Genomic DNA, 24,589 nt, shown 5'->3' with positions numbered 1-24,589 from the left:
AACCATGAGTGTGTTGATAAAGCCAATTATTACGGAAAAAATGACTGCTGATAGCGAGTTACACAATCGTTATGGTTTTCTTGTTGATCCAAAAGCCAACAAGATTCAGGTCAAGGAAGCAGTTGAAGCAACTTATGGTGTTTCTGTTGAGAAAGTTCGAACAATGAATTATGGTCCTTCGCGCAAGTCGCGTTACACCAAAACTGGTGTACAGCACGGAAAGACAAGTGGTTTTAAGAAAGCCATTGTTGATGTAGCAGAAGGAGATATTATTGATTTTTACAGTAATCTATAAAGACAAAAAATGTCAGTTAGAAAATTAAAACCAATCACTCCCGGGCAGCGTTTTAGAGTAGTAAATGGATTTGACGCCATTACTACTGATAAGCCGGAAAAAAGCTTGCTTGCTCCGTTAAAAAAGTCGGGAGGTAGAAACAGTCAAGGAAAAATGACCATACGCCAAAAAGGTGGAGGTCATAAGAGAAGGTATCGTGTTATTGATTTCAAAAGGGATAAGCAAGATGTTGCTGCCAAGGTTGAATCAATTCAGTACGATCCAAACAGAACAGCTTTTATAGCTTTATTGGCGTATGCTGATGGTGAAAAGAGATATATTATTGCTCCAAATGGTTTGCAGGTGGGTCAAGAAGTATCTTCTGGAGCTGCAGTTGCTCCAGAGATCGGGAACGCACTTCCATTGAGTGAAATACCTTTGGGTACAATCATATCAGGAATTGAATTGCGTCCTGGACAGGGAGCTGTAATGGCAAGAAGTGCTGGAACATTTGCCCAATTAATGGCGAAGGACGGTAAGTTTGTTACCATTAAATTGCCATCAGGTGAAACCAGATTGGTTTTAGCGGATTGTTTGGCCACTATAGGTGCTGTATCCAACTCTGATCATCAATTATTGGTGTCAGGTAAGGCTGGTAGAAGTAGATGGTTGGGAAGAAGACCAAGAACAAGACCAGTTGCAATGAACCCTGTTGATCACCCAATGGGTGGTGGAGAAGGTAGGGCTTCTGGAGGTCATCCTAGATCTAGAAACGGAATTCCTGCCAAAGGATTCAGGACCCGTTCCAAGACCAAGAGTACCAACAAGTATATTTTAGAACGTAGAAAGAAATAAAAAGTAGAAAGAAATGGCACGTTCATTAAAGAAAGGACCTTACGTTCACTATAGTTTGGATAAAAAAGTCCAACAAAACGTTGAATCTGGTAAAAAGGCAGTCATTAAGACATGGTCTAGAGCTTCTATGATTACTCCTGATTTTGTAGGTCAGACAATAGCAGTTCACAATGGAAAGCAATTTGTACCTGTTTTTGTTACAGAAAACATGGTGGGTCACAAATTAGGTGAATTTTCTCCAACACGATCTTTTAGAGGTCATGCGGGAGCAAAAAATAAAGGTAAAAAGTAAGCTATGGGAGTTCGTAAAAAACAAATGGCCGAAAGAATAAAGGCAGAAAAGCAGCAGATAGCGTTTGCAAAATTGAATAATTGCCCTACTTCCCCTAGAAAAATGCGTTTAGTAGCGGATTTGGTTAGAGGTGTAAAAGTGGAGAAAGCGCTTGCTATTTTGAAATTTAACTCTAAGGAGTCGTCACGTAGACTGGAGAAGTTATTGTTATCCGCAATAGCTAACTGGCAGGCTAAGAATGAGGATGCAAGTGTTGAGGAAGCTGAACTTTTTGTTAAGGAGATTAGAGTGGATGGTGGAAGTATGTTGAAAAGACTACGTCCTGCTCCACAAGGAAGAGCACATAGAATTAGAAAACGTTCCAACCACGTTACCTTGGTTTTGGGATCTAACAATAACACACAAAGCTAGAGCATTTAGTATGGGACAGAAAACAAATCCAATCGGAAATCGTCTAGGAATTATCAGAGGATGGGAATCTAACTGGTACGGTGGAAACGATTATGGTGATAAACTTGCCGAAGACGATAAGATCAGAAAATATGTTCATGCTCGTTTGGCAAAAGCAAGTGTGTCTAGAATTATTATTGAGCGTACTCTAAAATTGATTACGGTTACCATTACCACTGCAAGACCAGGTATTATCATTGGTAAAGGTGGTCAAGAGGTAGATAAATTAAAAGAGGAGCTTAAGAAGATTACGGATAAGGAAGTTCAGATCAATATTTTTGAGATCAAAAGACCTGAATTGGATGCTAATCTAGTTGCTGCCAGTGTAGCACGCCAAATAGAAAGTAGAATTTCTTTTAGAAGAGCTATCAAGATGGCGATTGCAGCTGCCATGAGAATGAACGCTGAAGGGATTAAAATTCAGATATCTGGACGTTTGAACGGAGCTGAAATGGCAAGATCCGAATCTTATAAAGATGGTAGGATTCCTTTGTCTACTTTTAGAGCCGATATAGATTATGCTTTACATGAAGCGCATACAACCTATGGAAGATTGGGTATTAAAGTGTGGATCATGAAAGGTGAAGTTTACGGAAAAAGAGAACTTTCTCCTTTGGTAGGTATGGCAAAAAGCCAGTCTCAAGGAAAAGGTGGAAAGCAAGAAGGACCGAAGAAACAACGTCGTAGAAAGTAATTTTTTAAAGAAGTAAAGAAATGTTACAGCCAAAAAGGACTAAGTTCCGCAAAATGCAGAAAGGTCGTATGAAAGGGATCACCGGAAGGGGTCATCAACTTTCAAACGGTATGTTTGGTATAAAATCAATGGATACCTCTTTTATAACATCGCGCCAGATTGAAGCAGCTCGTATTGCGGCAACTAGGTACATGAAAAGAGAAGGCCAATTATGGATAAAAATATTCCCGGACAAGCCTATCACCAAAAAACCATTGGAGGTTCGTATGGGTAAAGGTAAAGGTGCTCCAGAATATTTTGTAGCTGTGGTGTTGCCAGGACGGATTATGTTCGAGATTGCCGGTGTTTCTCTTGATATTGCAAAAGAGGCTTTGCGTCTTGCGGCTCAGAAACTACCAGTAAGAACAAAATTTATTATTGCTAGGGACTATTCTGCTTAATATAATTGCAAGGAATCATGAAACAATCAGAAATAAAAGAATTATCAGTTGAGGGGTTAAAAGAAAAGAGTGCTGAGTTTAAAAAACAGTATTTCGATTTAAAATTGGCCCATTCTGTTACACCATTGGAAAATCCTTTACTTATTAGGAAAGTGAGAAGAACTGTGGCTAGATTGGCAACTGAATTAACTAAAAGGGAATTACAATAATTGGTTCTGCTTTATGGAAAAAAGGAATTTAAGAAAAGAGAGAATAGGAGTTGTAACTAGCAACAAAATGGAGAAATCAGTTGTGGTTTCAGAAGTTAAACGTGTTAAGCACCCTATGTACGGAAAGTTCGTGTTGAAAACTAAGAAATATGTTGCACACGATGAAAAGAACGATTGCAATATTGGCGATACTGTTAAGATAATGGAGACTCGTCCATTGAGTAAGACCAAGTGTTGGAGACTAGTGGAAATCATTGAAAGAGCTAAATAATTATGTTACAGCAAGAATCTAGACTAAAAGTAGCGGATAATACGGGGGCGAAAGAAGTTTTGACCATTCGTGTGTTGGGAGGTACAAAAAGAAGATATGCTTCTGTTGGGGATAAAATTGTAGTTGCCGTTAAGGAAGCTACTCCTAATGGGGCTATTAAAAAAGGTGCGGTTTCCACAGCAGTTGTTGTTAGAACAAAAAAGGAAGTTAGAAGACCTGATGGTTCTTATATTCGTTTCGATGATAATGCCTGTGTACTTTTAAACCCAACAGGGGAAATGAGAGGAACACGTGTTTTTGGACCGGTGGCTAGGGAACTTCGTGATAAGCAATTCATGAAAATTGTATCATTGGCTCCAGAGGTGCTTTAATAAAAATAGCAAAATGGGAAAATTAAAAATAAAAACAGGGGATACTGTTAGAATTGTTGCCGGAGACCACAAAGGGGTAGAAGGTAAGGTTGTAAGTGTAGACCGTGAAAAAAACAAGGCGATCGTTGAAGGTGCCAATATGGTTTCTAAACACGAAAAGCCTAGTGCTAGCAATCCTCAAGGGGGGATTGTTAAGAAAGAGGCTCCCTTACAGATATCCAATCTGTCATTGATCGATCCAAAATCCGGAGAGACCACTAGAGTTGGATTTGAGGTAAGAGATGGTAAGAAAGTAAGATTTTCTAAGAAATCTAAAGAAGTAATTTAGTTATGGCCTACGTTCCAAGATTAAAACAGGAATATAAAGAGAGAGTTGTTAAGGCTCTTAAAGAGGAGTTTGGTTACAAAAATGTAATGCAGGTTCCTAAATTAGAAAAAATTGTTGTTAGTAGAGGTGTTGGTGCCGCTGTTGCGGACAAAAAACTTATTGACCATGCGGTAGATGAGTTGACCAATATTACTGGCCAAAAAGCAATTTCAACGATGTCTAAAAAGGATGTTGCTGCATTTAAATTGCGTAAAGGAATGCCAATCGGGGCAAAAGTAACCTTACGTGGAGAGAGAATGTACGAATTCTTGGATAGATTGGTGACAAGTGCACTGCCTAGGGTAAGGGATTTCCAAGGAATTAAGGCCACTGGTTTTGATGGAAGAGGGAATTATAATCTTGGTGTTACGGAGCAAATAATATTTCCAGAAATAAACATTGATAAAATTAACAGAATCAATGGTATGGATATTACATTTGTAACCTCTGCAGAAACAGATAAAGAAGCGAAATCATTATTAACCGAATTGGGACTACCTTTTAAAAAGAATTAGTATGGCTAAAGAATCAATGAAAGCCCGTGAGAGAAAACGGGAAAAAATGGTGGAAAAGTATGCTGAGAAAAGAAAGGCTTTAAAAGAAGCTGGCGACTATGAAGCATTACAAAAATTGCCAAAAAATGCTTCTCCTGTACGTTTGCACAACCGTTGTAAGATAACAGGAAGACCAAGAGGTTACATGAGAACCTTCGGGATATCTAGGGTTACCTTTAGGGAAATGGCCAATAATGGTCTTATACCTGGAGTTAGAAAAGCTAGCTGGTAATAAAAGAGTATAAACTGGTTTCAGGTTTAACAATAGTGTTAAAAACCGTTACCGTAAATCAATAATTATGTTTACAGATCCAATTGCGGATTATTTAACTAGAATTAGAAATGCAAGTAGTGCTGGCCACAGAGTGGTGGAGATTCCTGCATCTAATTTAAAGAAGGAAATTACTAAAATATTATTCGATCAAGGATATATTTTAAGCTACAAATTTGAGGATAATGCGGTTCAAGGGGTTGTTAAGATAGCCTTGAAATATGACAAATTCACTAAAGAGCCGGTTATTAAAAAAATTAAGCGAGTTAGTACACCAGGACTTAGAAAATATGTTAACTCGGAGGAGTTGCCAAGAGTATTAAATGGTCTTGGTATTGCAATTATTTCTACTTCCCATGGTGTAATGACCAGCAAGCAGGCAAAGCTTGAGAATGCAGGTGGGGAAGTATTATGTTATGTTTATTAATACTATAAAGATTTAGAATAATGTCTAGAACAGGTAATAATCCAATAGCAATTCCAGAAGGAGTAACCGTAGAGGTTAAGGAAGATGTTATTACCGTAAAAGGTAAGTTGGGAGAACTCTCTCAAGAATTTTCTGGTGCTGCTGTTAAGGTTGAGGACGGTCAAGTTTTTGTTACAAGACCTTCAGATTCCAAGGAGCATAAAGCGAAACATGGTCTTTATAGATCTTTGTTTTATAATATGATCGAAGGAGTTTCTAAAGGATGGGTAAAGGAATTGGAATTGGTAGGGGTAGGATATCGTGCCAGTAACCAAGGACAAACATTGGACCTAGCTTTAGGGTTTTCACACAACATCGTTTTGGATGTGGCTTCAGAGGTAAAAGTTGAAACCGTATCCGAAAAAGGAAAGAATCCAATAATAAAGCTAAGTTCGCATGATAAGCAATTAGTGGGGCAGATTGCCGCTAAGATTAGATCCTTACGTAAGCCAGAACCTTACAAAGGAAAAGGAATTAAGTTCGTTGGCGAACAATTAAGAAGAAAAGCTGGTAAATCGGCTTAATAATTAGCATTATGGGATTAACGAAGACTGAAAGAAGACTACGTATCAGAAGGAGAATTAGAAAAATTTCCTCAGGTACTGCAGAAAGGCCAAGGCTAGCTGTTTTTAGAAGTAATACTGGAATATACGCTCAAATTATTGATGATGTGGCTGGAACAACTTTGGTGTCCGCTTCCTCAAGAGATAAGGCTTTAGCTAAAGTTAAAGGGACTAAAACAGAAGTGGCTAACCAAGTTGGTAAAGCGCTTGCCGAAAAGGCAAAAGAAGCAGGAATAGAAGCTGTTGCTTTTGATAGAGGTGGTAATTTATACCACGGAAGAGTAAAATCATTAGCCGATGGCGCTAGGGAAGCTGGATTAAAATTCTAAGAATATTATGTATCAGAAATACAAAAACGTAGAGACTGTTAAGCCGGGAGGTTTAGAATTAAAAGATAGATTGGTTGGGGTACAACGTGTTACCAAAGTTACTAAAGGTGGTAGAGCGTTCGGATTTTCTGCTATCGTTGTGGTAGGTGATGAAAATGGTGTTGTAGGTCATGGTCTAGGTAAGTCTAAGGAGGTTGCCACGGCAATTGCCAAGGCTATAGAAGATGCTAAAAAGAATCTTATTAGAATTCCATTGAACAAAGGTACTTTGCCGCACGAACAAAAAGGGAAATTCGGTGGAGCTAGAGTTTATATCCAGCCTGCATCGCATGGTACCGGAGTAATTGCAGGTGGTGCAGTTAGAGCGGTATTGGAAGCAGTCGGTGTTCAGGACGTATTGTCTAAATCACAAGGTTCTTCCAACCCTCACAACGTAGTAAAAGCTACTTTTGATGCTCTTTTGCAGCTTAGAGGTGCAAAGACAGTTGCAAACCAAAGAGGTATTTCTTTAGAAAAAGTTTTTAAAGGATAAAACCAAGAATATAATGGGAAAGATTAAAGTAAAACAGGTAAAGAGCAGTATTAAACGAGCTCAAAATCAAAAGAGAACATTAGAGGCTCTTGGTTTACGTAGAATAGGACAGGTGGTTGAACACGATGCTACCTCTAATATTCTTGGGATGATAAATAAAGTTAAACACTTAGTTTCCACAGAGGAGGCTTAATATAATTTTGGTGTTATGAATTTAAGTAATTTAAAACCAGCGGATGGTGCTGTCCAAAAAGCCGGTAAAGTCGTAGGTAGAGGTCAAGGTTCCGGTAAGGGAGGTACAGCTACCAGAGGACATAAAGGTGCTAAATCCAGATCTGGTTATTCTAAGAAAATTGGTTTCGAAGGTGGTCAAATGCCATTGCAGAGACGTGTACCAAAGTTTGGTTTCACGAATATCAATAGAAAGGATTACGCTGGAATCAATCTAGAAAAATTACAGGAATTGGTAGATAAAGGAGCTATTAAAGATACGGTGACTTTGGATACACTTTTTGAAAATGGATTGGTTGGTAAAAACGATTTGGTTAAGATTCTTGGCAATGGAGAGCTAAAGGCTTCTCTTAAAGTTTCTGTACATAAATTTACAGCTACCGCAAAGGCTGCTATTGAAGCTGCAGGTGGTGAGGCTATAAGTTTATAAGCAAAGAATACTATGAAGAAATTTTTCGAGACATTATCAAATATTTGGAAGATTGAAGAACTAAAGGGTAGAATTATTATTACCCTTGGTTTGCTTTTGGTGTACCGTTTTGGTGCCCAAGTTGTTCTTCCAGGTATTGATTCTACCCAGTTAGGTGCCTTGGCAGCCAGTACTGATAGTGGTATACTAGGAATATTGAATGCCTTTACCGGAGGTGCGTTATCAAATGCCTCGGTTTTTGCATTGGGTATTATGCCCTATATTTCTGCATCCATTGTAGTGCAGTTGATGGGTATAGCCATTCCTTATCTTCAAAAGTTGCAAAAGGAAGGTGAAAGCGGAAGAAAGACGATCAATCAAATTACCAGATGGCTTACTATCGGTATATGTATTGTTCAAGCTCCTGCCTATTTGTACAGTTTGGGAGCCTTAGGTGTTCCTGAGAGTGCTTTTGTATTTGGTAAGGGACTTAATTTTATTATCCCATCGGTAATAATTTTGGTTGCCGGGACAATTTTCGCAATGTGGTTGGGTGAGAAAATTACCGATAAAGGTATTGGTAATGGTATTTCCTTATTGATTATGGTGGGTATTATAGCCAATATGCCTCAGAATTTTGTTCAGGAATTTATATCCAGAACCGCAAATAACAACGGTGGACTTATGTTCATGCTTATAGAGGTTATTATATGGTTCGTTGTAATCTTGTTATGTGTATTGTTGGTGATGGCCACGCGTCAGATTCCAGTTCAGTATGCAAGAAGAACAGCTTCCGGTGGTTATGAAAAGAATATCATGGGGTCTAGACAGTACATTCCTTTAAAATTGAATGCTTCTGGAGTTATGCCTATTATATTTGCACAGGCTATTATGTTTGCGCCAGGACTATTGGGTAAGACCTTTAACAATACGGCTGTTGGACAATGGATGGAGGTTCAGTTTCAGGACATTTTTGGATTGGCTTACAATCTTTTGTTCGGGTTTTTGATCATTGTTTTCACCTATTTCTATACGGCGATTACGGTACCTACCAATAAAATGGCCGATGACTTAAAAAGAAGTGGTGGTTTTATTCCTGGAATTAGACCAGGAAAGGAAACTGGGGATTTCTTGGATAAGATAATGTCATTGATTACATTGCCAGGATCTGTATTCCTTGCGTTATTGGCGGTATTGCCGGCAGTAATCGTAAAGCTTATGGATGTGCAGGCAGGTTGGGCATTGTTTTACGGCGGAACATCATTGCTGATTATGGTTGGTGTTGCGATCGATACAGTACAACAGGTAAATTCATATTTGTTGAACAGACATTACGACGGATTGATGAAATCAGGTAAAAATAGAAAGGTAGCATAGATTATGGCTAAACAGGCAGCGATAGAGCAGGATGGAAGCATAATTGAGGCATTGTCAAATGCCATGTTCCGCGTGGAGTTGGAAAACGGTCATGTGGTAACAGCGCATATCTCTGGAAAAATGCGTATGCATTATATTAAGTTACTTCCAGGGGATAAGGTTAAGCTCGAAATGAGCCCTTACGATTTGAGTAAAGCAAGAATTACATATAGATATTAAGTAAATAGGATGAAAGTTAGAGCATCAATTAAGAAAAGAAGTGCCGAGTGCAAGATTGTACGTAGAAAAGGCAGATTGTACGTAATTAATAAAAAGAATCCTAGATTTAAACAAAGACAAGGGTAATTATGGCAAGAATTGCAGGTGTAGACATACCAAAACAGAAAAGAGGGGTAATAGCCCTAACCTATATCTTTGGTATAGGAAAAAGTAGGGCTAAGGAGATTTTATCTACTGCCCAAGTAAGTGAGGATACCAAAGTATCTGACTGGAACGATGATGAGATTGGTCGTATTCGTGAGGCAGTTTCTTCTTTGACTATAGAAGGAGAATTGCGTTCTGAAAACCAATTGAACATTAAGCGTTTAATGGATATAGGTTGTTATAGAGGTATTCGCCATAGATCTGGTCTGCCTTTAAGAGGTCAACGTACCAAGAACAACTCTAGGACAAGAAAAGGTAAGAGGAAAACAGTTGCTAACAAGAAGAAGGCAACTAAATAATAATTAGGATATTATGGCAAAGGCAAGTGCAAAAGCAGCAAAGAAGCGTAAGGTTATAGTAGAGTCTGTGGGTGAAGCCCATGTTACTGCTTCTTTTAATAATATTATTATTTCTTTAACCAATAAGAAGGGTGACGTAATTTCTTGGTCTTCAGCTGGTAAAATGGGTTTCAGGGGTTCTAAAAAGAACACTCCTTATGCAGCTCAAATAGCTTCTGAGGATTGTGCTAAAGTTGCTCACGAAGCTGGTTTAAGAAAGGTAAAGGTTTATGTAAAAGGACCAGGAAATGGTAGGGAATCTGCTATTCGTTCTATACATAACTCAGGAATTGAGGTTACAGAGATCATCGACGTAACTCCAATGCCGCACAACGGTTGTAGACCACCAAAAAGAAGAAGAGTATAATTAATAGTAATCAATTGCCCCGTAGGGGTATTTCAAGGAGATGTAGATACGATTATCGAAGGATAAGCCTTAATTCATGATCACGTTTCCAAACTAAAAGAAAATGGCAAGATATACAGGACCAAAAACAAAAATCGCCCGTAAATTCGGTGAAGCGATTTTCGGAGATGATAAATCTTTTGAGAAAAGAAATTATCCTCCAGGACAACACGGTAATAACAGACGTCGTGGTAAAAAGTCTGAATACGCTATCCAGTTAATGGAAAAGCAAAAAGCAAAATACACTTACGGTATTTTGGAAAAACAATTCCGGAACATATTTGCCAAAGCAAATAGAAGTAAAGGAGTAACTGGTGAGGTATTACTTCAATTATGTGAATCCCGTTTAGACAACGTTGTTTACAGAATGGGTATCTCTCCTTCTAGGAGTGGTGCAAGACAATTGGTTTCCCATAGACACATTACGGTTAACGGAGAGTTGGTTAACATACCATCCTATACCTTGAAAGCTGGTGATGTTGTTGGTGTTAGGGAGAAATCAAAGTCTTTAAAAGCGATCGATGATTCACTTTCTGCAAATAGCAGTGTGTACGAATGGATCACTTGGAATTCTGAAAAAATGGAAGGTAATTTTGTAACCGTTCCAGAAAGAATGCAAATTCCAGAGAATATCAAAGAACAATTAATAGTCGAGTTATACTCTAAATAAACAACACTGATCCAATTATGGCATTATTAAATTTTCAGAAGCCCGATAAAGTTATAATGATTGATTCCTCCGATTTCGAAGGTAAATTCGAATTTCGACCATTGGAACCAGGTTATGGCCTAACTGTTGGGAACGCATTAAGAAGAGTTTTGCTTTCGTCCTTGGAAGGTTTTGCTATCACTTCTGTTAGAATTGATAAGGTGGAACATGAGTTCTCTGTAATTTCCGGTGTTGTGGAAGATGTTACCGAAATCATTCTAAATCTTAAACAGGTTCGTTTCAAAAGACAGATTGATGACGTTGATAGCGAAACTGTATCTATTTCTGTTAGCGGAAAGGAACAATTGACTGCAGGTGATTTTCAAAAATTTATTTCTGGTTATCAAGTATTGAACCCAGATTTGGTTATTTGTAACATGGACCCCAAGGTTAGCATTAACATGGAGGTTACCATAGATAAAGGTAGAGGGTATGTGCCGGCAGAGGAAAATAAAAAGTCCAATGCACCATTAGGTACAATTGCCGTAGATTCTATCTTTACTCCTATAAAAAATGTAAAGTACAGTATAGAAAACTTTCGTGTAGAACAAAAGACCGATTATGAGAAATTGGTTTTTGAAATCGCAACCGATGGTTCAATTCATCCAAAAGAAGCATTGACCGAAGGAGCTAAGGTTTTAATACACCACTTTATGTTGTTTTCCGACGAGCGTATTACCTTGGAGGCAGACGAGATCGCACAAACAGAGACGTATGATGAGGAATCATTGCATATGCGTCAACTATTGAAAACCAAATTGGTTGATATGGATCTTTCTGTTAGAGCATTGAACTGTTTAAAGGCTGCGGAAGTGGATACACTTGGTGATTTGGTTTCTTTCAATAAGAACGATTTAATGAAGTTTAGAAACTTTGGTAAAAAATCCTTGACCGAATTGGAAGAGCTGGTTATCAACAAAGGCTTAAGCTTTGGAATGGATTTGTCAAAATATAAATTGGATAAAGATTAATTGAACTTTCAAAGGAATTGGGAATACCAGGACTGAGAAAGAATATAGAAAAGAACAATGAGACACGGTAAGAAAGTTAATCATTTAGGAAGAAAGGCGGCCCATAGGAAATCTATGTTGGCAAACATGGCCTGTTCATTAATAGAGCATAAGCGAATTAATACAACTGTTGCTAAAGCAAAAGCTTTAAAGCAGTTCGTAGAACCATTGATTACCAAATCCAAAGCTGAAAATAATCAGTCTGTGGAAAAAGGTACTCATAACAGACGTATTGTTTTCAAAAGTCTTCGTGACAAGTACGCGGTGACCGAACTTTTTAGCAGTGTAGCTGAAAAGGTAGCTGACAGACCAGGTGGATATACCAGAATTATTAAATTGGGTAATCGTCTTGGGGATAATGCCGATATGGCAATGATCGAGCTTGTAGATTTCAATGAAATCTATAATGCTGGCAAGCCTAAAAAGCAAAAAACTACAAGAAGGGGTAGAAGTAAAAAAGTAGAGGAAACTCCAGTTGTTGAAGAGGGAGCGAAAGCAGATGCTAAAGCTGAAACAAAGGCAGAAGAAAAAAAAGCTGATGATTCACAAGAATAGAATTGTTATTAAATATTAATAATTGTTAAAGGATAAGCCTAAAAGCTTATCCTTTTTTTATGTTATTTTGCAAAACGAAAAATTGTAAGACCAAAAATGAAGTATCAAACAAGAAAAAAAGCAATACTATTGCTGGCCGATGGGACCATTTTTCACGGCAAGGCCGTAGGAGACAAGGAAGGAACTGCCTTTGGAGAGGCTTGTTTTAACACTGGAATGACCGGTTATCAGGAAATATTTACAGATCCATCCTATTTTGGACAATTAATGGTAGCCACAAATGCCCATATAGGGAATTATGGAGCCAATAACGAGGAGGTGGAATCCGATTCTGTGAAGATCTCAGGCTTGATATGTAAAAATTTTAGTTACAACTATTCTAGACCCGATGCTGATTTAAGTTTACAGGAATTTTTGGATAAAAATAATCTGTTTGCCATTTCCGATGTGGATACTAGGGCCTTGGTAGGTTATATCAGGGATAATGGTGCCATGAATGCGGTTATTTCTACCGATGTAGATAATATTGATGGACTTAAAAAGAAGTTGGCAGAAGTACCTAGTATGGAAGGCTTGGAGCTTGCTTCCAAAGTTTCTACCAAGGAACCATATTTCTACGGTGATAAGAATGCCAAATATAAAGTATCTGCCTTGGATATAGGAATTAAGAAAAATATTCTACGGAATTTGGCCAAAAGGGGCGCCTACATAAAAGTTTTTCCCTACAATACAAGTTTCAAGGAAATGAGTGCTTGGAATCCGGACGGTTATTTTATTTCCAATGGTCCAGGAGATCCAGATCCATTGCATGAGGCAATAGCTTCTGCCAAAGAAATGATCAAATCGGACAAGCCATTGTTTGGTATTTGTTTAGGACATCAGGTGCTGGCACTGGCCAACGAAGTTTCTACCTATAAAATGCACAATGGACATAGGGGTATTAATCATCCTGTAATGAATTTGGTAACAGGAAAGGGCGAGATTACTTCCCAAAATCATGGTTTTGCCATAAATAGGGAAGAGGCCGAATCCAATCCAGATTTGGAAGTAACCCATCTTCATCTTAATGACAATACCGTAGCTGGGATAAAAATGAAAAATAAAAATGTATTTTCTGTTCAATATCACCCTGAAGCAAGTCCGGGTCCACACGATGCAGAATATCTTTTTGACCAATTTTTTGAAATGATCCAATCCACGGTAAACTAAAACGTTATAGTTTTAATTTATTGTTATTAATCCACCAATAAAGCTAATAATAGTGGGGTGAAAAGCGCTTCCTTTGCTATATTTGCATATTAAATTAACTAAAAATAAAAGTAAGACATATGAGTATCATCCTAAGTGTTCATGCAAGACAAATTTTGGATTCAAGAGGTAATCCAACAGTAGAGGTAGACGTAATTACGGAAAATGGTGTTATGGGTAGGGCAGCAGTTCCGTCTGGAGCTTCTACAGGTGAACACGAAGCAGTAGAGCTTCGTGATGGAGGAAAATCTTTCATGGGTAAAGGTGTTGGGAAAGCAGTGAATAACGTTAATACTGTTATTGCTGAGGAGATACTGGGTATGTCCGTTTTTGAACAAAATTTGGTAGATCAAACTATGATCGATTTGGATGGTACGCCCAATAAATCGAAATTGGGAGCCAATGCTATTTTAGGTGTTTCGCTTGCTGTTGCCAAGGCAGCTGCCAATGAATTGGGATTGTCTTTATTTAGATATGTAGGTGGTGTAAGTGCCAATACCTTGCCAGTTCCAATGATGAATATAATAAATGGAGGTTCGCATTCCGATGCTCCCATAGCTTTCCAGGAATTTATGGTAATGCCGGTTAAAGCCAATAATTTTTCGCACGCCATGCAGATGGGGACGGAAATTTTCCATAACCTTAAGAAAGTTTTACACGATAGGGGCCTTAGTACAGCAGTAGGTGATGAAGGTGGATTTGCACCAAACCTTGCCGGCGGTACAGAGGATGCATTGGATACCATTGCAAAAGCAGTGGAAAAGGCAGGATACAAATTAGGAGACGACGTAATGATCGCCTTGGATTGTGCAGCTGCGGAATTTTATGTAAATGGTAAATACGACTATACCAAATTCGAGGGTGATAAGGGAGTGGTTAGGACTTCTGAAGAGCAAGCCCAATATTTGGCAGATTTGAGTGCCAAATATCCCATTATTTCTATCGAAGACGGAATGGATGAGAACGATTGGGATGGTTGGAAGTCTTTGACCGAGAAAATTGGGGATAAAGTACAATTGGTAGGTGATGATTTATTTGTTACCAATGTTGAGCGTTTATCCAAAGGGATTAAGAATGGCATAGCCAATTCTATCCTTATCAAGGTAAATCAGATAGGAACATTAACAGAAACTATAGCCGCTGTAAATATGGCTAAAAACGCTGGATATACCTCCGTTATGTCGCATCGTTCCGGAGAGACCGAGGATAACACTATTGCTGATTTGGCCGTTGCTTTGAATACAGGTCAAATTAAAACAGGTTCAGCTTCCAGATCCGATAGGATGGCAAAATATAACCAATTGTTAAGAATTGAGGAAGAATTGGGAAGTACGGCTTATTATCCTGGTGTAAATGCCTTCAAGATAAAATAATACACATATTTATTGTCATTAAAAAGCCATTCTGTACAGAATGGCTTTTTTTTTTAAATATCATGGAGGTTTGTTCACTTATCAGAAATAAATAATTATATTATCATACTTTTATTAATAAACCAAGTTGTACAACCAAATTTTAGATTAAATGAATAACTTTCTATTTGTAGCCGCGGAGAATGATGGTATTCCTAAATGTAAGGCCGGTGGCATGGGTGATGTGGTTAGGGATGTTCCTCGACAGATTTCGGAAAGGGGAGATATGGCTCATGTAGTAGTGCCTTCCTATTCCAGATTACATCAAAATGGAACTTTCATTACCAATCTAAATCTTAACCTGCGGGGAACGATATATGTTGCGGAGTTGTACGAAGTTGTTCCTAAAAAGGAATTTGCGAATTTACATCATTATGTAATTCATCATCCGGAAATTACGGCTGGGGAAATTGGGCATATATATCATGATGACCCGGAAGAAGCTTTTTATACTGACAATATTAAGTTTACCATTTTTTGTACTGCCGTAGCTGAGGCAATTAAAGTTGGGGCTTTTGGGGATTTGGATATTGTGCATATGCACGATTGGCATTCTAGCCTAGTATTGTTTTTGAAAACCTATCATCCCGAATATCAGGCGCTAAAGAAAATGCGGTATGTATATACCATACATAATCTTGCCATACAAGGTATACGTCCGTTTTACGATAATTATTCTGCACTTGGGAATTGGTTTCCCAGTGTTCCCATAGATATACCAAGGTTAATGGATCATAGGTACCAAGACTGTATTAACCTTATGGCAGTCGGAATCCGGTTGGCAGATGCGGTTCATACGGTATCTCCCTCATACAAGGAAGATGTACTTAGGCCAAGTACTCCACCAGAGTTTATAGGAGGTGAAAGCTTGGAGTCGGACTTACAGGAAGCCAATAATCAAGGGAGGTTATTCGGTATTCTTAATGGATCCAATTACAAGAATATTCGCGCAGCGGAGAAGGGGTTATTGTATCGCAATACCGTAAAAGCTTTGTTTAGATGGTTGCAAGAGGAATCCAAAAAGTATAAGGCCGATTTTTTGGCGCATACGGGTGAGAAAGTAATGGAATATGTTACGGACAAACCTAAATTCATAGTCTCAAGTGTAGCTCGTTTAACGGAACAGAAGTTTTACTTCTTTAAACGTTCTCCAGAGGCTTTTGTTGAAATCCTCAAACGACTTAAAAAAGTTGATGGAATATTTATGCTTTTGGGTACGGGTGCACCTGAATACGAGGAGTTATTTCGCCAATTGAGTTACGAACATAAGAACTTCATATTTACCAACGGACAATCCGAAGACTTGATCGATTCTATTTACTTGGAGACGGATCTCTATTTTATGCCCAGTTTGTTTGAGCCTTGTGGCATTAGCCAAATGTTGGCCATGCGTAATGGCAACCCTTGTTTAGTACATAATACTGGTGGCTTGAGAGATACTGTGGAGCATATGAGAACGGGGTTCAGCTTTGATGGTAAGACCTATGACGACAAAATTAAGAATATGCTTGTTGTGTTGGATCAAGCTTTGGACGTTTTTGTAAATGACAAGCCAAAGTGGAGGGAGATTCAGGACAATGCCAAAAAAATGAGGTTCACTTGGGAAAAATCGGTGGATGATTACTATAAATATTTATATTCCATTAATCAATAGATTCACAATCATATTAGGTTTCGTGAAGATTTCATAATTATTCAATAAATAAGAATTCTTCAATTGTTAACCTTGGGTGTTTTTAGTATTTTTACGGAGAATCGAACAAAACAGGAATTTAAGAATGGCGAATAACGCAAGTTTAGAATACAAAGGAAAAAAATTTGAATTTCCAGTTATAGAAGGTACCGAAAATGAAGTGGCTATAGATATCAAAACTATGAGGGCTACTTCTGGAATGATAACGATAGATCCTGGTTTCAAGAATACGGGCTCTTGTGAGAGTGCCATTACTTTTTTGGATGGTGAAAAGGGGATTTTACGGTATCGTGGGTATTCTATAGAGGAATTGGCAGAGAAGGCCGATTTCTTGGAAGTAGCATATTTGTTAATTTTTGGGGAGTTGCCGAATAAGGAGCAACTGGAAAAATTCCATCATGATATTAAAGGCGAGTCCCATGTAGATGAGGAGATGAAGAAGATTTTGGATGGTTTTCCAAAATCTGCACATCCAATGGGTGTACTTTCCAGCTTAACCAGTGCGCTTATAGCCTTTAATCCAACTTCTGTTAACGTGTCGTCCGAAAAGGAAATGTATTGGGCCATCGTTAGGATTTTGGCTAAATTCCCAGTTTTGGTAGCTTGGACCCTTAGAAAGAAAAAAGGATGGCCGTTAGATTATGGTGATGATTCTTTGGGTTATGTCGAGAATATTCATAAAATGATGTTCAAGAGACCCAGTCATAGGTATGAGTCCAATAAGATAGTTATAGATGCCTTGGATAAATTACTGATTCTGCATGCAGACCATGAGCAAAACTGTTCTACCTCTACCGTTCGTATTGTAGGGTCTTCCCATGCAGGTTTATTTGCGTCTATTTCCGCTGGAATATGTGCTCTTTGGGGCCCATTGCACGGTGGGGCAAACCAGGCAGTATTGGAAATGTTGGAGGCTATTGAAGCCGATGGTGGAGATACTAAAAAGTATATGGCCAAGGCTAAGGATAGGAACGATCCATTCCGTTTAATGGGCTTTGGACATAGAGTGTATAAGAATTTTGATCCAAGGGCAAAGATCATCAAAAAAGCTGCGGAAGAAGTTTTGGCCGATTTGGGTATTGATGATCCTATATTGGATATAGCCAAAGGTTTGGCCAAGGAAGCCTTGGAGGATAAATATTTTGTAGATAGAAAATTATATCCTAATGTGGATTTCTACTCAGGAATAATATATAGGGCCTTGGGTATTCCAACAGAAATGTTCACTGTAATGTTTGCACTGGGTCGCCTACCAGGCTGGATTGCCCAATGGAGGGAAATGAGATTAAAAAATGAACCAATTGGTCGTCCAAGACAAGTTTATATTGGAGAGACATTAAGACCTTTTGTCCCTGTGAACAAGAGATAAGTAAGATATAGATTGTAATAAACTGCCCTTTGTGTATTTTTCACAAAGGGCAGTTTTTATTCTAGAGGGGTGAATACCCCGAGACTTGTCTCGTTAGTAAGTGGCTAAAGTTTGAAAACGTGTTCCTTTAAAATGCTCCGTGGGCTTGCCCCGGAGAAATTTACTTATCAAAATAAGTATTTCTATCTTTACATAAAATTCAGGTATGCTAAAGTTGAATGTACAGGATGAAACTTCGCGCTTAAGGTCGGTGGTACTGGGAACTGCTAAAAGCTGTGGACCCATTCCAAAACCTGAAGAGGCCTATGATCCCAAATCATTGGAACATATATTGGCTGGCACCTATCCCAATGAGGAGGATATGGTACAGGAAATGGATGGCTTTGCCAAGGTATTTGCCAAATATGATGTGCAGGTCTTTAGGCCTAGGGTTTTAAAGGATTGTAATCAAATATTTTCCAGGGATATAGCCTTTGTAATAGATGACAAGCTCGTGAAAGCCAATATTCTTCCCGATAGGGAAAAGGAATTTCAGGCTATCAAATATGTGCTTAATAAAATTGATGAAGATCAGATTATTTATCCTCCTAAAGAGGTACATATAGAAGGTGGTGATGTTATGCCACGGGGGGAGTATATTTTTATGGGAACCTATACGGGTTTGGACTACCCAGATTATATTACGGCTCGTACAAATAAGGAGGCAGTAGATTTTATTGCCAAACAATTTCCGTATAAAAAGGTAAAGGCTTTTGAGCTTCGAAAGTCAAATACCAATGCACGTGAAAATGCGCTGCATTTGGATTGTTGTTTTCAGCCCGTTGGTAAGGATAAGGCTATTTTACATAAAAATGGCTTTTTAAAGGAAGAGGAGTATCTATGGTTGTTGAATTATTTTGGGCGGGACAATGTTTTTGAGATTACCAAAGAGGAGATGTATAATATGATGAGCAACGTTTTTTCCATTTCCCCGACTGTAGTGGTTTCTGAGCGCAATTTTACTAGATTGAATAATTGGTTGCGGGAACATGATTTTACGGTTGAAGAAATCGCTTACGCAGAGATAGCCAAACAAGAGGGTCTTTTAAGATGCAGCACTTTACCTTTGGTAAGGGATTAATGTGGTTCTAAATTTATCCATATGGCCCATACTGGGAAATAAATAAACTAATTTTGCGCAGATTTAATGTGAAAGTGTTTTGTAATACCTAATTGAATAGTGAATAATAAAAAGCAAGTTACCAATACCATTTTGATGGTGCGGCCCGTAAATTTTAGAATGAATGAGCAAACCGCTGTAAATAATTATTTTCAGGAGGATCTTGATTTAAAAAATCAGGAAATAAATGCCAAGGCACAGGAGGAGTTTGATGCCTTTGTTTTGACGTTAAGGGAAAAGGGGGTAAATGTTATAGTGGTAGATGACAAAAAGGATGTAGATACCCCAGATTCCATATTTCCAAATAATTGGGTGTCCTTCCATGCAGATGGCACAGTGGGCATGTATCCTATGTTCGCGGAAAACAGAAGAAATGAACGAAGGGAGGATATTCTGGCCGTATTGGAACAAAAGGGATTCGTTATAGAAAATGTAATGGACTATACTTCTGCAGAGGAGGAAGGCTTTTTCCTGGAAGGTACAGGAAGTGTTGTCATGGATCGGGTGAATGAAAAGGCGTATTGCGCTCTTTCAGATAGGGCGGATGAGGATTTATTTATTGAGTTTTGTGAAGATTTTGAGTATACCCCCATTGTATTTACGGCCAATCAATCCGTGGCCGGTACCCGAAAACCTATTTATCATACCAACGTAATGATGTGTTTGGCGGAAACGTTTGCGGTAATATGTTTGGATTCCATCGACGATAAAAAAGAAAAAAAGAATGTTGTAAACCATTTAAAACAAGATGGTAAAGAAATTATAGCCATTTCCGAAAAGCAGATGCACCATTTTGCAGGGAATATGCTTCAGGTTTTGGGAATGGGTGAAAAACGCTATCTGGCAATGAGTACGGCGGCCTACAATAGTTTAAAACCGGAACAAGTACGGGCGTTGGAAAAGCATTGTGCCATTATCCATAGTTCTTTGGATACCATTGAAACCTGCGGAGGTGGCAGTGCGCGCTGTATGATGGCAGAGGTGTTTCTGCCGAAGAATTAAAATCTTAAATCATTTTTTTACACCTCTTTTTTGGGGCCGAGGGAGTAGTTCCTATGGTGCCCCAACAGTTCCTTTAGAAAGACAAAGGTCATAAAGACCATAAAAAAGGCAAAGGGCAGTGAGGTTATTATCAATAGCTTTTGTGCAGCAATCAATGTGTCTACCTCTGGTTTTGCATTACCCAATAGAATTAACGCAATCGTAGCAAGAAAGATAAAAAGGGACCAAATTAAGCGATGCTTTTTGCTGGGTTCTTTTTTGCCGTTATCCGAAAACATACTCAATACAAAAACAGCGGAATCTACGGAGGTTACCAAAAAGCCGATTAGTAATACTATGGTGGTGATATTTAGAACTGTGGCAAAGGGATAGTTTCCGAAAAACATAAATATGGAGGAAAACACGCCATCAAATTCACCCTTGTAACTTCCCCATCCTTCTATAAGTTGAAAGGCCGAGGTGCCAAATACCGAAAACCAAAAAAAGGTACCCAAACTTGGAATGACCAAAACCCCCAACAACAACTGCCTTAGGCTGCGCCCTTTCGATATTCTAGCGATAAAAATCCCTGTAAAGGGAGCCCATGCCAACCAAAATGCCCAGTAGTAGAAGGTCCAATCGGTTAGAAAAGCTATGCCTGGATCGTAACTGCCAATTGCCAAACTTAGAGGTATAAAGTCAATTATGTACTGGAAGGTAGCTGTGATAAAATTGGTCACGACCTTAGGAATGTTGCTTTGCATAAGCGTAAAAAGTAATACCGCCAATGTAATAAGGATGTTGACTTTGGACAATACTTGTATTCCCTTGTTTACGCCTTTCCATGCGGAATAGAAAGCCAATGCCGAAATAATGGTGGTGAGTAATAGTGTAGCCATTAGGCCGAAATTAGAGGAGGAAATGTAATTTAAGCCACCGTTAATTTGGGTAGTCCCCAAGCCTATAGCCGCAACCAACCCGAAAACCGTTGTCATAATGGTAAGTACATCTATACCTGTCCGAGCAGTTTTGTTGGGAATAATATCTTCTATGGTTGAACTTATCAGTACTTTTTTCTTTTTAACAAAGAGATAATAACCAATAATCATTGCGAAAAGCCCATAAAATGCCCAGGCGGTAAACCCCCACTGGTAAAAGGTGAACTCCAAGGCAAGGATTTCTGGAGACAAATCCGAAAGGTAAGGAGGGTTTTGCTGCATATAAGTGGGTTCCTGTACCGCCCGGAGTAAAATTCCTGCTCCCATTCCCGCACTATAGAGCATAGCTGTCCAAGCCCAGATTGTAAATTCGGGTTTTTCATTTTTCTTTCCTAATTTAATTTTCCCCAGAGGTGAAAGGGCAATAGCAAGCAAAAGAAGAACACATCCCAGCCCAAGATATAAATAGAAATATCCAAAATGGTTCCTTACCCAAATAGAAGTCATTTCAATAATATTGTAGGTGGCTTTGGTGGCCACAAACACAATCAAAGTGGATATTGATAGAATTCCAATGGAAATGGAAAGCAACGGATTTTTGCGGTAGGAATTTAATATTTTGATAATATGGATTTTAAGACAAGGTACTAAAAAGCTTCTTAATTTTATGGATGGTTTTTTGTGTTTATCGTGTAATTTGTCTGCTTTTATCCTGTGGCGGATCGTAATGTATTTGTAAATAAATATATTAAATGTCCTCTATGTTAGGTGGTGCATTGTCCGCTCTATGACCTAATAATTTGGTGAAAAATTTCTGTATAGCCTTGGTGTCAGATTTTATTTTTATAAAGTATTGGTCCCTGTAAATGGTGTATATACCAAGATCGGTCTTGTAAAGGGTAAACTTGTAATATGGGATGATTAACCCAAAGGTTTCCAACAGGGACCGAAAACGAATTATGATTCCTTTTGGTCTCAACTCTATATTGCAGGAATTGGTATTGTTGTCTAAAATCAATAGATTTTTAATTTCGATGCTACTGTCCACAATGAATAATTTGGGAGAGCCTATTCCGTCCAAGGCAAAGCGTTCTTTTAACGTAAAAGGTTTACCAACTTCTTCGTCTATTTTTTTGGTAATTTCTTTATTGTTATAGGAAACGTTTAAAAGCATAAGTTTTAATGATTTAAAGGTTTTGTTAGTGTACTTCGGATTATTTAGTGAAATAAAGTTAAAAAAATCTTTCCTCTTTATGATGAACCTATCTTTATCTTTAACAGCTTTTCAGGAAAAAGGGTCAGAATTTTTATAGGTTAATTTTTCCGGCCTTAGGAGGTGGGATTTTTAAACAAAGTAATAGCTGCTGTTCAAGATTTTAACGGAATAATGAGCAAAAAGGGCTATAAAAAAGCAATTGACGAATTCTTAAACAGGCTCTGAAGGGTGAAGAATAAAAATTGCTTAATTTTGCAGCCGTAAACTACGAAATTAATGAACATTCAAGAAGTCCTTACCCAAAAGGTAAAAGAAGCCGTTAGCTCAATTTTTAAAGTTGATTTGCCCAGTGTGGAATTTCAACCTACCCGAAAGGATTTCGCTGGGGATATTACAGCGGTTATTTTTCCAATGTTACGATTTGTAAAAGGAAATCCTGTACAAATAGGGGAGCAAATAGGGCAGTACTTGAAAGATCAGGTAAATGAGGTAACCGACTTTAATGTGGTTAAAGGATTTTTGAATATTACTATTAGTAACGAATACTACCTCGATTTTTTTGCTGGGATAAGAAATCTACAAGATTTTGGTTTTGTTGCCAAAAGGGAAGGTGAAGCTATGATGGTGGAATATTCTTCACCCAATACCAATAAGCCTTTGCATTTGGGTCATGTTAGAAACAATTTATTGGGATATTCCGTGGCAGAGATTCTAAAGGCCTCAGGTAAGAAGGTTTATAAAACCCAAATCATTAACGACAGGGGAATCCATATTTGTAAAAGCATGCTGGCATGGCAACGCTTTGGCAATGGAGAAACGCCAGAGAGTAGTGGACTAAAAGGGGATAAGTTGGTCGGGAACTATTACGTGGCCTTCGACAAGGCCTATAAGGCTGAAATTGCTGCTATGGTATCCAATGGGGTAGATGAAAAAGTGGCAGAAAAAGAGGCTCCTATCTTGCTGGAAGCCCAAGACATGCTCAGAAAATGGGAGGCCGGAGATGAGGAAGTGGTTTCCTTATGGAAAACTATGAACCAATGGGTTTATACAGGGTTTGATGTTACTTACAAAAACATGGGGGTTGATTTTGATCAACTTTATTACGAAAGCAATACCTATTTGTTGGGAAAGGATTTTGTTGAGGATGGGTTGCAAAGAGGTGTTTTCTATAAAAAGGAGGATGGCAGTGTTTGGATAGACCTAAGGGATGAGGGGCTTGATGAAAAAATTGTGCTTCGTTCAGATGGTACTGCAGTGTATATGACACAAGATATTGGTACCGCAATACAAAGGGTGAAGGATAATCCCGATGTGGGTGGTATGGTCTATACCGTAGGTAACGAGCAGGATTATCACTTTAAGGTGTTGTTCCTTATCTTGCAAAAGTTAGGATTTTCATGGGCTGAAAAACTGTACCATTTAAGTTATGGAATGGTAGATTTGCCTAGTGGAAAGATGAAGAGTAGGGAAGGTACCGTTGTGGACGCCGATGAATTAATGGACGATATGACCAGGACGGCAGCCGAAATTTCTGAAGAATTGGGTAAGTTGGAGGATTACTCGCAGGAAGAGAGGCAAGAACTTTATAAAATTATAGGGCTAGGCGCTCTAAAGTATTATATTCTTAAGGTTGATCCCAAAAAGAGAATTTTGTTCAATCCGGAGGAATCTGTGGATTTTCAAGGAAATACCGGACCTTTTATTCAGTATACCTATGCAAGGATCCAGTCTATTTTGAGAAAGGCCGAAGAATTGGAATATGACCTGAACAGTACTCCAAAGTTGACGGATCTCCATGAAAAAGAGAAAGAACTAATAAAGCAATTGCAGTTATTTCCAGATACAATACAGTTGGCAGCGGATAACTTTAGTCCGGCTTTAATTGCGAATTATACCTATGATTTGGTGAAGGAGTTTAACTCCTTTTATCAGAATGTCTCCATATTGGGGGAGCAGGAGGAGAACAAAAAGATTTTCAGGGTTCAATTGGCAAAAAAGGTTAGCGACGTTATAAAATCGGGCTTTGGTCTTTTAGGGATACAGGTACCAGAAAGGATGTAAACGGTTTTGAGACTACCATGGCCAGGTAGGATTTTAGTGACTTAAAATTGAATTGTTCAGTATGGATATACTTCGGATAACTTCCTTGGACGAAATTTTATTTATTCTTAGTAAAT

35 protein-coding genes are annotated in these 24,589 nt (G+C 38.4%); 33 read left to right on the top strand and 2 right to left on the bottom strand.

Annotation, left to right across the window (positions count from 1 at the left end):
* The first annotated feature begins 4 nt into the window (after positions 1 to 4).
* The 32 genes from rplW (at position 5) to ctlX (ending at position 20,279) form a co-directional block, all read left to right on the top strand.
* A complete protein-coding gene (gene rplW, locus H4O18_RS06080) occupies positions 5 to 295 on the top strand; it encodes a 50S ribosomal protein L23 (protein ID WP_187582466.1) in 291 nt (96 codons plus the stop codon).
* A 9-nt stretch (positions 296 to 304) separates the two neighbouring features.
* A complete protein-coding gene (gene rplB / locus H4O18_RS06075) occupies positions 305 to 1,129 on the top strand; it encodes a 50S ribosomal protein L2 (protein ID WP_187582464.1) in 825 nt (274 codons plus the stop codon).
* A 13-nt stretch (positions 1,130 to 1,142) separates the two neighbouring features.
* Positions 1,143 to 1,421 carry a 30S ribosomal protein S19 gene (gene rpsS, locus H4O18_RS06070; protein WP_026810026.1) on the top strand — a complete coding sequence of 93 codons (279 nt, stop codon included), beginning with the start codon at positions 1,143 to 1,145 and terminating at the stop codon, positions 1,419 to 1,421.
* 3 nt (positions 1,422 to 1,424) lie between these two features.
* Complete coding sequence (rplV, locus tag H4O18_RS06065; protein WP_103440712.1) at positions 1,425 to 1,832, top strand: 50S ribosomal protein L22; 408 nt, start codon at positions 1,425 to 1,427, stop codon at positions 1,830 to 1,832.
* A 10-nt stretch (positions 1,833 to 1,842) separates the two neighbouring features.
* A complete protein-coding gene (gene rpsC / locus H4O18_RS06060) occupies positions 1,843 to 2,565 on the top strand; it encodes a 30S ribosomal protein S3 (RefSeq protein WP_072865350.1) in 723 nt (240 codons plus the stop codon).
* Between the two features lie 20 nt (positions 2,566 to 2,585).
* Positions 2,586 to 3,005: a 50S ribosomal protein L16 gene (gene rplP, locus H4O18_RS06055; RefSeq protein WP_187582462.1), complete on the top strand. Its 420-nt coding sequence runs from the start codon at positions 2,586 to 2,588 to the stop codon at positions 3,003 to 3,005.
* A gap of 17 nt (positions 3,006 to 3,022) precedes the next feature.
* A complete protein-coding gene (gene rpmC / locus H4O18_RS06050; protein WP_103440709.1) occupies positions 3,023 to 3,214 on the top strand; it encodes a 50S ribosomal protein L29 in 192 nt (63 codons plus the stop codon).
* A gap of 13 nt (positions 3,215 to 3,227) precedes the next feature.
* Positions 3,228 to 3,485 (top strand): 30S ribosomal protein S17, encoded by a 258-nt coding sequence (gene rpsQ, locus H4O18_RS06045; RefSeq protein ID WP_031445107.1) that lies wholly within the window; start codon positions 3,228 to 3,230, stop codon positions 3,483 to 3,485.
* Positions 3,486 to 3,487: 2 nt separating this feature from the next.
* The gene (gene rplN, locus H4O18_RS06040) at positions 3,488 to 3,856 is read left to right on the top strand and encodes a 50S ribosomal protein L14 (protein WP_111624287.1); all 369 of its coding nucleotides are present in this window, start codon (positions 3,488 to 3,490) and stop codon (positions 3,854 to 3,856) included.
* 13 nt (positions 3,857 to 3,869) lie between these two features.
* Entirely contained in the window at positions 3,870 to 4,184 is a 315-nt protein-coding gene (rplX, locus tag H4O18_RS06035) for a 50S ribosomal protein L24 (RefSeq protein WP_103440707.1), read from the top strand.
* A 2-nt stretch (positions 4,185 to 4,186) separates the two neighbouring features.
* The gene (rplE, locus tag H4O18_RS06030; RefSeq protein ID WP_103440706.1) at positions 4,187 to 4,738 is read left to right on the top strand and encodes a 50S ribosomal protein L5; all 552 of its coding nucleotides are present in this window, start codon (positions 4,187 to 4,189) and stop codon (positions 4,736 to 4,738) included.
* A 1-nt stretch (position 4,739) separates the two neighbouring features.
* Positions 4,740 to 5,009, top strand: coding sequence for a 30S ribosomal protein S14 (gene rpsN, locus H4O18_RS06025; RefSeq protein WP_187582460.1), 270 nt, complete (start codon positions 4,740 to 4,742; stop codon positions 5,007 to 5,009).
* A 67-nt stretch (positions 5,010 to 5,076) separates the two neighbouring features.
* The gene (gene rpsH / locus H4O18_RS06020) at positions 5,077 to 5,475 is read left to right on the top strand and encodes a 30S ribosomal protein S8 (protein WP_187582459.1); all 399 of its coding nucleotides are present in this window, start codon (positions 5,077 to 5,079) and stop codon (positions 5,473 to 5,475) included.
* Positions 5,476 to 5,495: 20 nt separating this feature from the next.
* Complete coding sequence (gene rplF, locus H4O18_RS06015; RefSeq protein ID WP_187582457.1) at positions 5,496 to 6,038, top strand: 50S ribosomal protein L6; 543 nt, start codon at positions 5,496 to 5,498, stop codon at positions 6,036 to 6,038.
* Positions 6,039 to 6,049: 11 nt separating this feature from the next.
* A complete protein-coding gene (gene rplR, locus H4O18_RS06010; RefSeq protein WP_187582455.1) occupies positions 6,050 to 6,406 on the top strand; it encodes a 50S ribosomal protein L18 in 357 nt (118 codons plus the stop codon).
* Between the two features lie 7 nt (positions 6,407 to 6,413).
* Positions 6,414 to 6,938, top strand: a complete 525-nt coding sequence (gene rpsE / locus H4O18_RS06005) for a 30S ribosomal protein S5 (protein ID WP_103474398.1) — start codon at positions 6,414 to 6,416, stop codon at positions 6,936 to 6,938.
* 13 nt (positions 6,939 to 6,951) lie between these two features.
* Entirely contained in the window at positions 6,952 to 7,131 is a 180-nt protein-coding gene (gene rpmD, locus H4O18_RS06000; RefSeq protein ID WP_072865343.1) for a 50S ribosomal protein L30, read from the top strand.
* 15 nt (positions 7,132 to 7,146) lie between these two features.
* Positions 7,147 to 7,599 carry a 50S ribosomal protein L15 gene (rplO, locus tag H4O18_RS05995; RefSeq protein ID WP_187582453.1) on the top strand — a complete coding sequence of 151 codons (453 nt, stop codon included), beginning with the start codon at positions 7,147 to 7,149 and terminating at the stop codon, positions 7,597 to 7,599.
* 12 nt (positions 7,600 to 7,611) lie between these two features.
* Complete coding sequence (gene secY, locus H4O18_RS05990) at positions 7,612 to 8,955, top strand: preprotein translocase subunit SecY (protein WP_187582451.1); 1,344 nt, start codon at positions 7,612 to 7,614, stop codon at positions 8,953 to 8,955.
* A gap of 3 nt (positions 8,956 to 8,958) precedes the next feature.
* Positions 8,959 to 9,174 carry a translation initiation factor IF-1 gene (gene infA, locus H4O18_RS05985; RefSeq protein WP_013751343.1) on the top strand — a complete coding sequence of 72 codons (216 nt, stop codon included), beginning with the start codon at positions 8,959 to 8,961 and terminating at the stop codon, positions 9,172 to 9,174.
* Between the two features lie 9 nt (positions 9,175 to 9,183).
* Positions 9,184 to 9,300: a type B 50S ribosomal protein L36 gene (ykgO, locus tag H4O18_RS05980; protein ID WP_013621733.1), complete on the top strand. Its 117-nt coding sequence runs from the start codon at positions 9,184 to 9,186 to the stop codon at positions 9,298 to 9,300.
* A gap of 2 nt (positions 9,301 to 9,302) precedes the next feature.
* Positions 9,303 to 9,677 carry a 30S ribosomal protein S13 gene (gene rpsM / locus H4O18_RS05975; protein WP_031445095.1) on the top strand — a complete coding sequence of 125 codons (375 nt, stop codon included), beginning with the start codon at positions 9,303 to 9,305 and terminating at the stop codon, positions 9,675 to 9,677.
* 13 nt (positions 9,678 to 9,690) lie between these two features.
* Positions 9,691 to 10,083 (top strand): 30S ribosomal protein S11, encoded by a 393-nt coding sequence (gene rpsK / locus H4O18_RS05970; protein WP_103440698.1) that lies wholly within the window; start codon positions 9,691 to 9,693, stop codon positions 10,081 to 10,083.
* A gap of 103 nt (positions 10,084 to 10,186) precedes the next feature.
* The gene (gene rpsD, locus H4O18_RS05965) at positions 10,187 to 10,792 is read left to right on the top strand and encodes a 30S ribosomal protein S4 (protein WP_187582448.1); all 606 of its coding nucleotides are present in this window, start codon (positions 10,187 to 10,189) and stop codon (positions 10,790 to 10,792) included.
* A gap of 17 nt (positions 10,793 to 10,809) precedes the next feature.
* Positions 10,810 to 11,802, top strand: a complete 993-nt coding sequence (locus H4O18_RS05960) for a DNA-directed RNA polymerase subunit alpha (RefSeq protein ID WP_103440696.1) — start codon at positions 10,810 to 10,812, stop codon at positions 11,800 to 11,802.
* Between the two features lie 57 nt (positions 11,803 to 11,859).
* Positions 11,860 to 12,396, top strand: coding sequence for a 50S ribosomal protein L17 (gene rplQ, locus H4O18_RS05955; protein ID WP_187582441.1), 537 nt, complete (start codon positions 11,860 to 11,862; stop codon positions 12,394 to 12,396).
* 96 nt (positions 12,397 to 12,492) lie between these two features.
* Entirely contained in the window at positions 12,493 to 13,605 is a 1,113-nt protein-coding gene (carA, locus tag H4O18_RS05950) for a glutamine-hydrolyzing carbamoyl-phosphate synthase small subunit (RefSeq protein WP_187582439.1), read from the top strand.
* Between the two features lie 119 nt (positions 13,606 to 13,724).
* Entirely contained in the window at positions 13,725 to 15,017 is a 1,293-nt protein-coding gene (eno, locus tag H4O18_RS05945; RefSeq protein ID WP_187582432.1) for a phosphopyruvate hydratase, read from the top strand.
* Between the two features lie 151 nt (positions 15,018 to 15,168).
* Positions 15,169 to 16,710: a glycogen synthase gene (locus tag H4O18_RS05940; protein ID WP_187582430.1), complete on the top strand. Its 1,542-nt coding sequence runs from the start codon at positions 15,169 to 15,171 to the stop codon at positions 16,708 to 16,710.
* A 124-nt stretch (positions 16,711 to 16,834) separates the two neighbouring features.
* On the top strand, positions 16,835 to 18,118 hold the full coding sequence (locus H4O18_RS05935) for a citrate synthase (RefSeq protein ID WP_187582428.1): 1,284 nt from the start codon (positions 16,835 to 16,837) through the stop codon (positions 18,116 to 18,118).
* 205 nt (positions 18,119 to 18,323) lie between these two features.
* A complete protein-coding gene (locus H4O18_RS05930; protein ID WP_187582420.1) occupies positions 18,324 to 19,238 on the top strand; it encodes a dimethylarginine dimethylaminohydrolase family protein in 915 nt (304 codons plus the stop codon).
* A gap of 135 nt (positions 19,239 to 19,373) precedes the next feature.
* Positions 19,374 to 20,279 (top strand): citrulline utilization hydrolase CtlX, encoded by a 906-nt coding sequence (gene ctlX / locus H4O18_RS05925; protein WP_187582780.1) that lies wholly within the window; start codon positions 19,374 to 19,376, stop codon positions 20,277 to 20,279.
* Between the two features lie 17 nt (positions 20,280 to 20,296).
* Here the strand turns inward: ctlX and H4O18_RS05920 are convergent, their stop codons facing one another.
* Positions 20,297 to 21,787: a BCCT family transporter gene (locus tag H4O18_RS05920; RefSeq protein ID WP_222942350.1), complete on the bottom strand. Its 1,491-nt coding sequence runs from the start codon at positions 21,785 to 21,787 to the stop codon at positions 20,297 to 20,299.
* 157 nt (positions 21,788 to 21,944) lie between these two features.
* The gene (locus H4O18_RS05915) at positions 21,945 to 22,370 is read right to left on the bottom strand and encodes a hypothetical protein (protein WP_187582418.1); all 426 of its coding nucleotides are present in this window, start codon (positions 22,368 to 22,370) and stop codon (positions 21,945 to 21,947) included.
* Between the two features lie 318 nt (positions 22,371 to 22,688).
* Here H4O18_RS05915 and argS point away from each other — a divergent pair, with 318 nt between their 5' ends.
* The gene (gene argS, locus H4O18_RS05910; RefSeq protein WP_187582416.1) at positions 22,689 to 24,473 is read left to right on the top strand and encodes an arginine--tRNA ligase; all 1,785 of its coding nucleotides are present in this window, start codon (positions 22,689 to 22,691) and stop codon (positions 24,471 to 24,473) included.
* Positions 24,474 to 24,589: the final 116 nt, after the last annotated feature.

The organism is Arenibacter arenosicollis (assembly GCF_014397245.1).
Lineage (GTDB): Bacteria > Bacteroidota > Bacteroidia > Flavobacteriales > Flavobacteriaceae > Arenibacter > Arenibacter arenosicollis.
This window is presented reverse-complemented; position numbering and strand designations above follow the sequence as displayed.

What these genes read in the sequence shown, in the direction of transcription:
- rpsN (WP_187582460.1), top strand. Translation starts at nt 4,740, where the DNA reads ATGGCTAAAGAATCAATGAAAGCCCGTGAGAGAAAACGGGAAAAAATG.
- H4O18_RS05935 (WP_187582428.1), top strand. Translation starts at nt 16,835, where the DNA reads ATGGCGAATAACGCAAGTTTAGAATACAAAGGAAAAAAATTTGAATTT.
- infA (WP_013751343.1), top strand. Translation starts at nt 8,959, where the DNA reads ATGGCTAAACAGGCAGCGATAGAGCAGGATGGAAGCATAATTGAGGCA.
- rpsK (WP_103440698.1), top strand. Translation starts at nt 9,691, where the DNA reads ATGGCAAAGGCAAGTGCAAAAGCAGCAAAGAAGCGTAAGGTTATAGTA.
- H4O18_RS05940 (WP_187582430.1), top strand. Translation starts at nt 15,169, where the DNA reads ATGAATAACTTTCTATTTGTAGCCGCGGAGAATGATGGTATTCCTAAA.
- rplR (WP_187582455.1), top strand. Translation starts at nt 6,050, where the DNA reads ATGGGATTAACGAAGACTGAAAGAAGACTACGTATCAGAAGGAGAATT.
- rplW (WP_187582466.1), top strand. Translation starts at nt 5, where the DNA reads ATGAGTGTGTTGATAAAGCCAATTATTACGGAAAAAATGACTGCTGAT.
- rpmC (WP_103440709.1), top strand. Translation starts at nt 3,023, where the DNA reads ATGAAACAATCAGAAATAAAAGAATTATCAGTTGAGGGGTTAAAAGAA.
- rplE (WP_103440706.1), top strand. Translation starts at nt 4,187, where the DNA reads ATGGCCTACGTTCCAAGATTAAAACAGGAATATAAAGAGAGAGTTGTT.
- rplV (WP_103440712.1), top strand. Translation starts at nt 1,425, where the DNA reads ATGGGAGTTCGTAAAAAACAAATGGCCGAAAGAATAAAGGCAGAAAAG.
- rpsH (WP_187582459.1), top strand. Translation starts at nt 5,077, where the DNA reads ATGTTTACAGATCCAATTGCGGATTATTTAACTAGAATTAGAAATGCA.
- ykgO (WP_013621733.1), top strand. Translation starts at nt 9,184, where the DNA reads ATGAAAGTTAGAGCATCAATTAAGAAAAGAAGTGCCGAGTGCAAGATT.
- rpsS (WP_026810026.1), top strand. Translation starts at nt 1,143, where the DNA reads ATGGCACGTTCATTAAAGAAAGGACCTTACGTTCACTATAGTTTGGAT.
- H4O18_RS05930 (WP_187582420.1), top strand. Translation starts at nt 18,324, where the DNA reads ATGCTAAAGTTGAATGTACAGGATGAAACTTCGCGCTTAAGGTCGGTG.
- argS (WP_187582416.1), top strand. Translation starts at nt 22,689, where the DNA reads ATGAACATTCAAGAAGTCCTTACCCAAAAGGTAAAAGAAGCCGTTAGC.
- rplB (WP_187582464.1), top strand. Translation starts at nt 305, where the DNA reads ATGTCAGTTAGAAAATTAAAACCAATCACTCCCGGGCAGCGTTTTAGA.
- rplO (WP_187582453.1), top strand. Translation starts at nt 7,147, where the DNA reads ATGAATTTAAGTAATTTAAAACCAGCGGATGGTGCTGTCCAAAAAGCC.
- rpsC (WP_072865350.1), top strand. Translation starts at nt 1,843, where the DNA reads ATGGGACAGAAAACAAATCCAATCGGAAATCGTCTAGGAATTATCAGA.
- rpsQ (WP_031445107.1), top strand. Translation starts at nt 3,228, where the DNA reads ATGGAAAAAAGGAATTTAAGAAAAGAGAGAATAGGAGTTGTAACTAGC.
- rpsE (WP_103474398.1), top strand. Translation starts at nt 6,414, where the DNA reads ATGTATCAGAAATACAAAAACGTAGAGACTGTTAAGCCGGGAGGTTTA.
- rpmD (WP_072865343.1), top strand. Translation starts at nt 6,952, where the DNA reads ATGGGAAAGATTAAAGTAAAACAGGTAAAGAGCAGTATTAAACGAGCT.
- ctlX (WP_187582780.1), top strand. Translation starts at nt 19,374, where the DNA reads ATGGTGCGGCCCGTAAATTTTAGAATGAATGAGCAAACCGCTGTAAAT.
- H4O18_RS05960 (WP_103440696.1), top strand. Translation starts at nt 10,810, where the DNA reads ATGGCATTATTAAATTTTCAGAAGCCCGATAAAGTTATAATGATTGAT.
- eno (WP_187582432.1), top strand. Translation starts at nt 13,725, where the DNA reads ATGAGTATCATCCTAAGTGTTCATGCAAGACAAATTTTGGATTCAAGA.
- rplQ (WP_187582441.1), top strand. Translation starts at nt 11,860, where the DNA reads ATGAGACACGGTAAGAAAGTTAATCATTTAGGAAGAAAGGCGGCCCAT.
- secY (WP_187582451.1), top strand. Translation starts at nt 7,612, where the DNA reads ATGAAGAAATTTTTCGAGACATTATCAAATATTTGGAAGATTGAAGAA.
- H4O18_RS05915 (WP_187582418.1), bottom strand. Translation starts at nt 22,370, where the DNA reads ATGCTTTTAAACGTTTCCTATAACAATAAAGAAATTACCAAAAAAATA.
- rplF (WP_187582457.1), top strand. Translation starts at nt 5,496, where the DNA reads ATGTCTAGAACAGGTAATAATCCAATAGCAATTCCAGAAGGAGTAACC.
- rplN (WP_111624287.1), top strand. Translation starts at nt 3,488, where the DNA reads ATGTTACAGCAAGAATCTAGACTAAAAGTAGCGGATAATACGGGGGCG.
- rpsD (WP_187582448.1), top strand. Translation starts at nt 10,187, where the DNA reads ATGGCAAGATATACAGGACCAAAAACAAAAATCGCCCGTAAATTCGGT.
- rpsM (WP_031445095.1), top strand. Translation starts at nt 9,303, where the DNA reads ATGGCAAGAATTGCAGGTGTAGACATACCAAAACAGAAAAGAGGGGTA.
- carA (WP_187582439.1), top strand. Translation starts at nt 12,493, where the DNA reads ATGAAGTATCAAACAAGAAAAAAAGCAATACTATTGCTGGCCGATGGG.
- rplX (WP_103440707.1), top strand. Translation starts at nt 3,870, where the DNA reads ATGGGAAAATTAAAAATAAAAACAGGGGATACTGTTAGAATTGTTGCC.
- rplP (WP_187582462.1), top strand. Translation starts at nt 2,586, where the DNA reads ATGTTACAGCCAAAAAGGACTAAGTTCCGCAAAATGCAGAAAGGTCGT.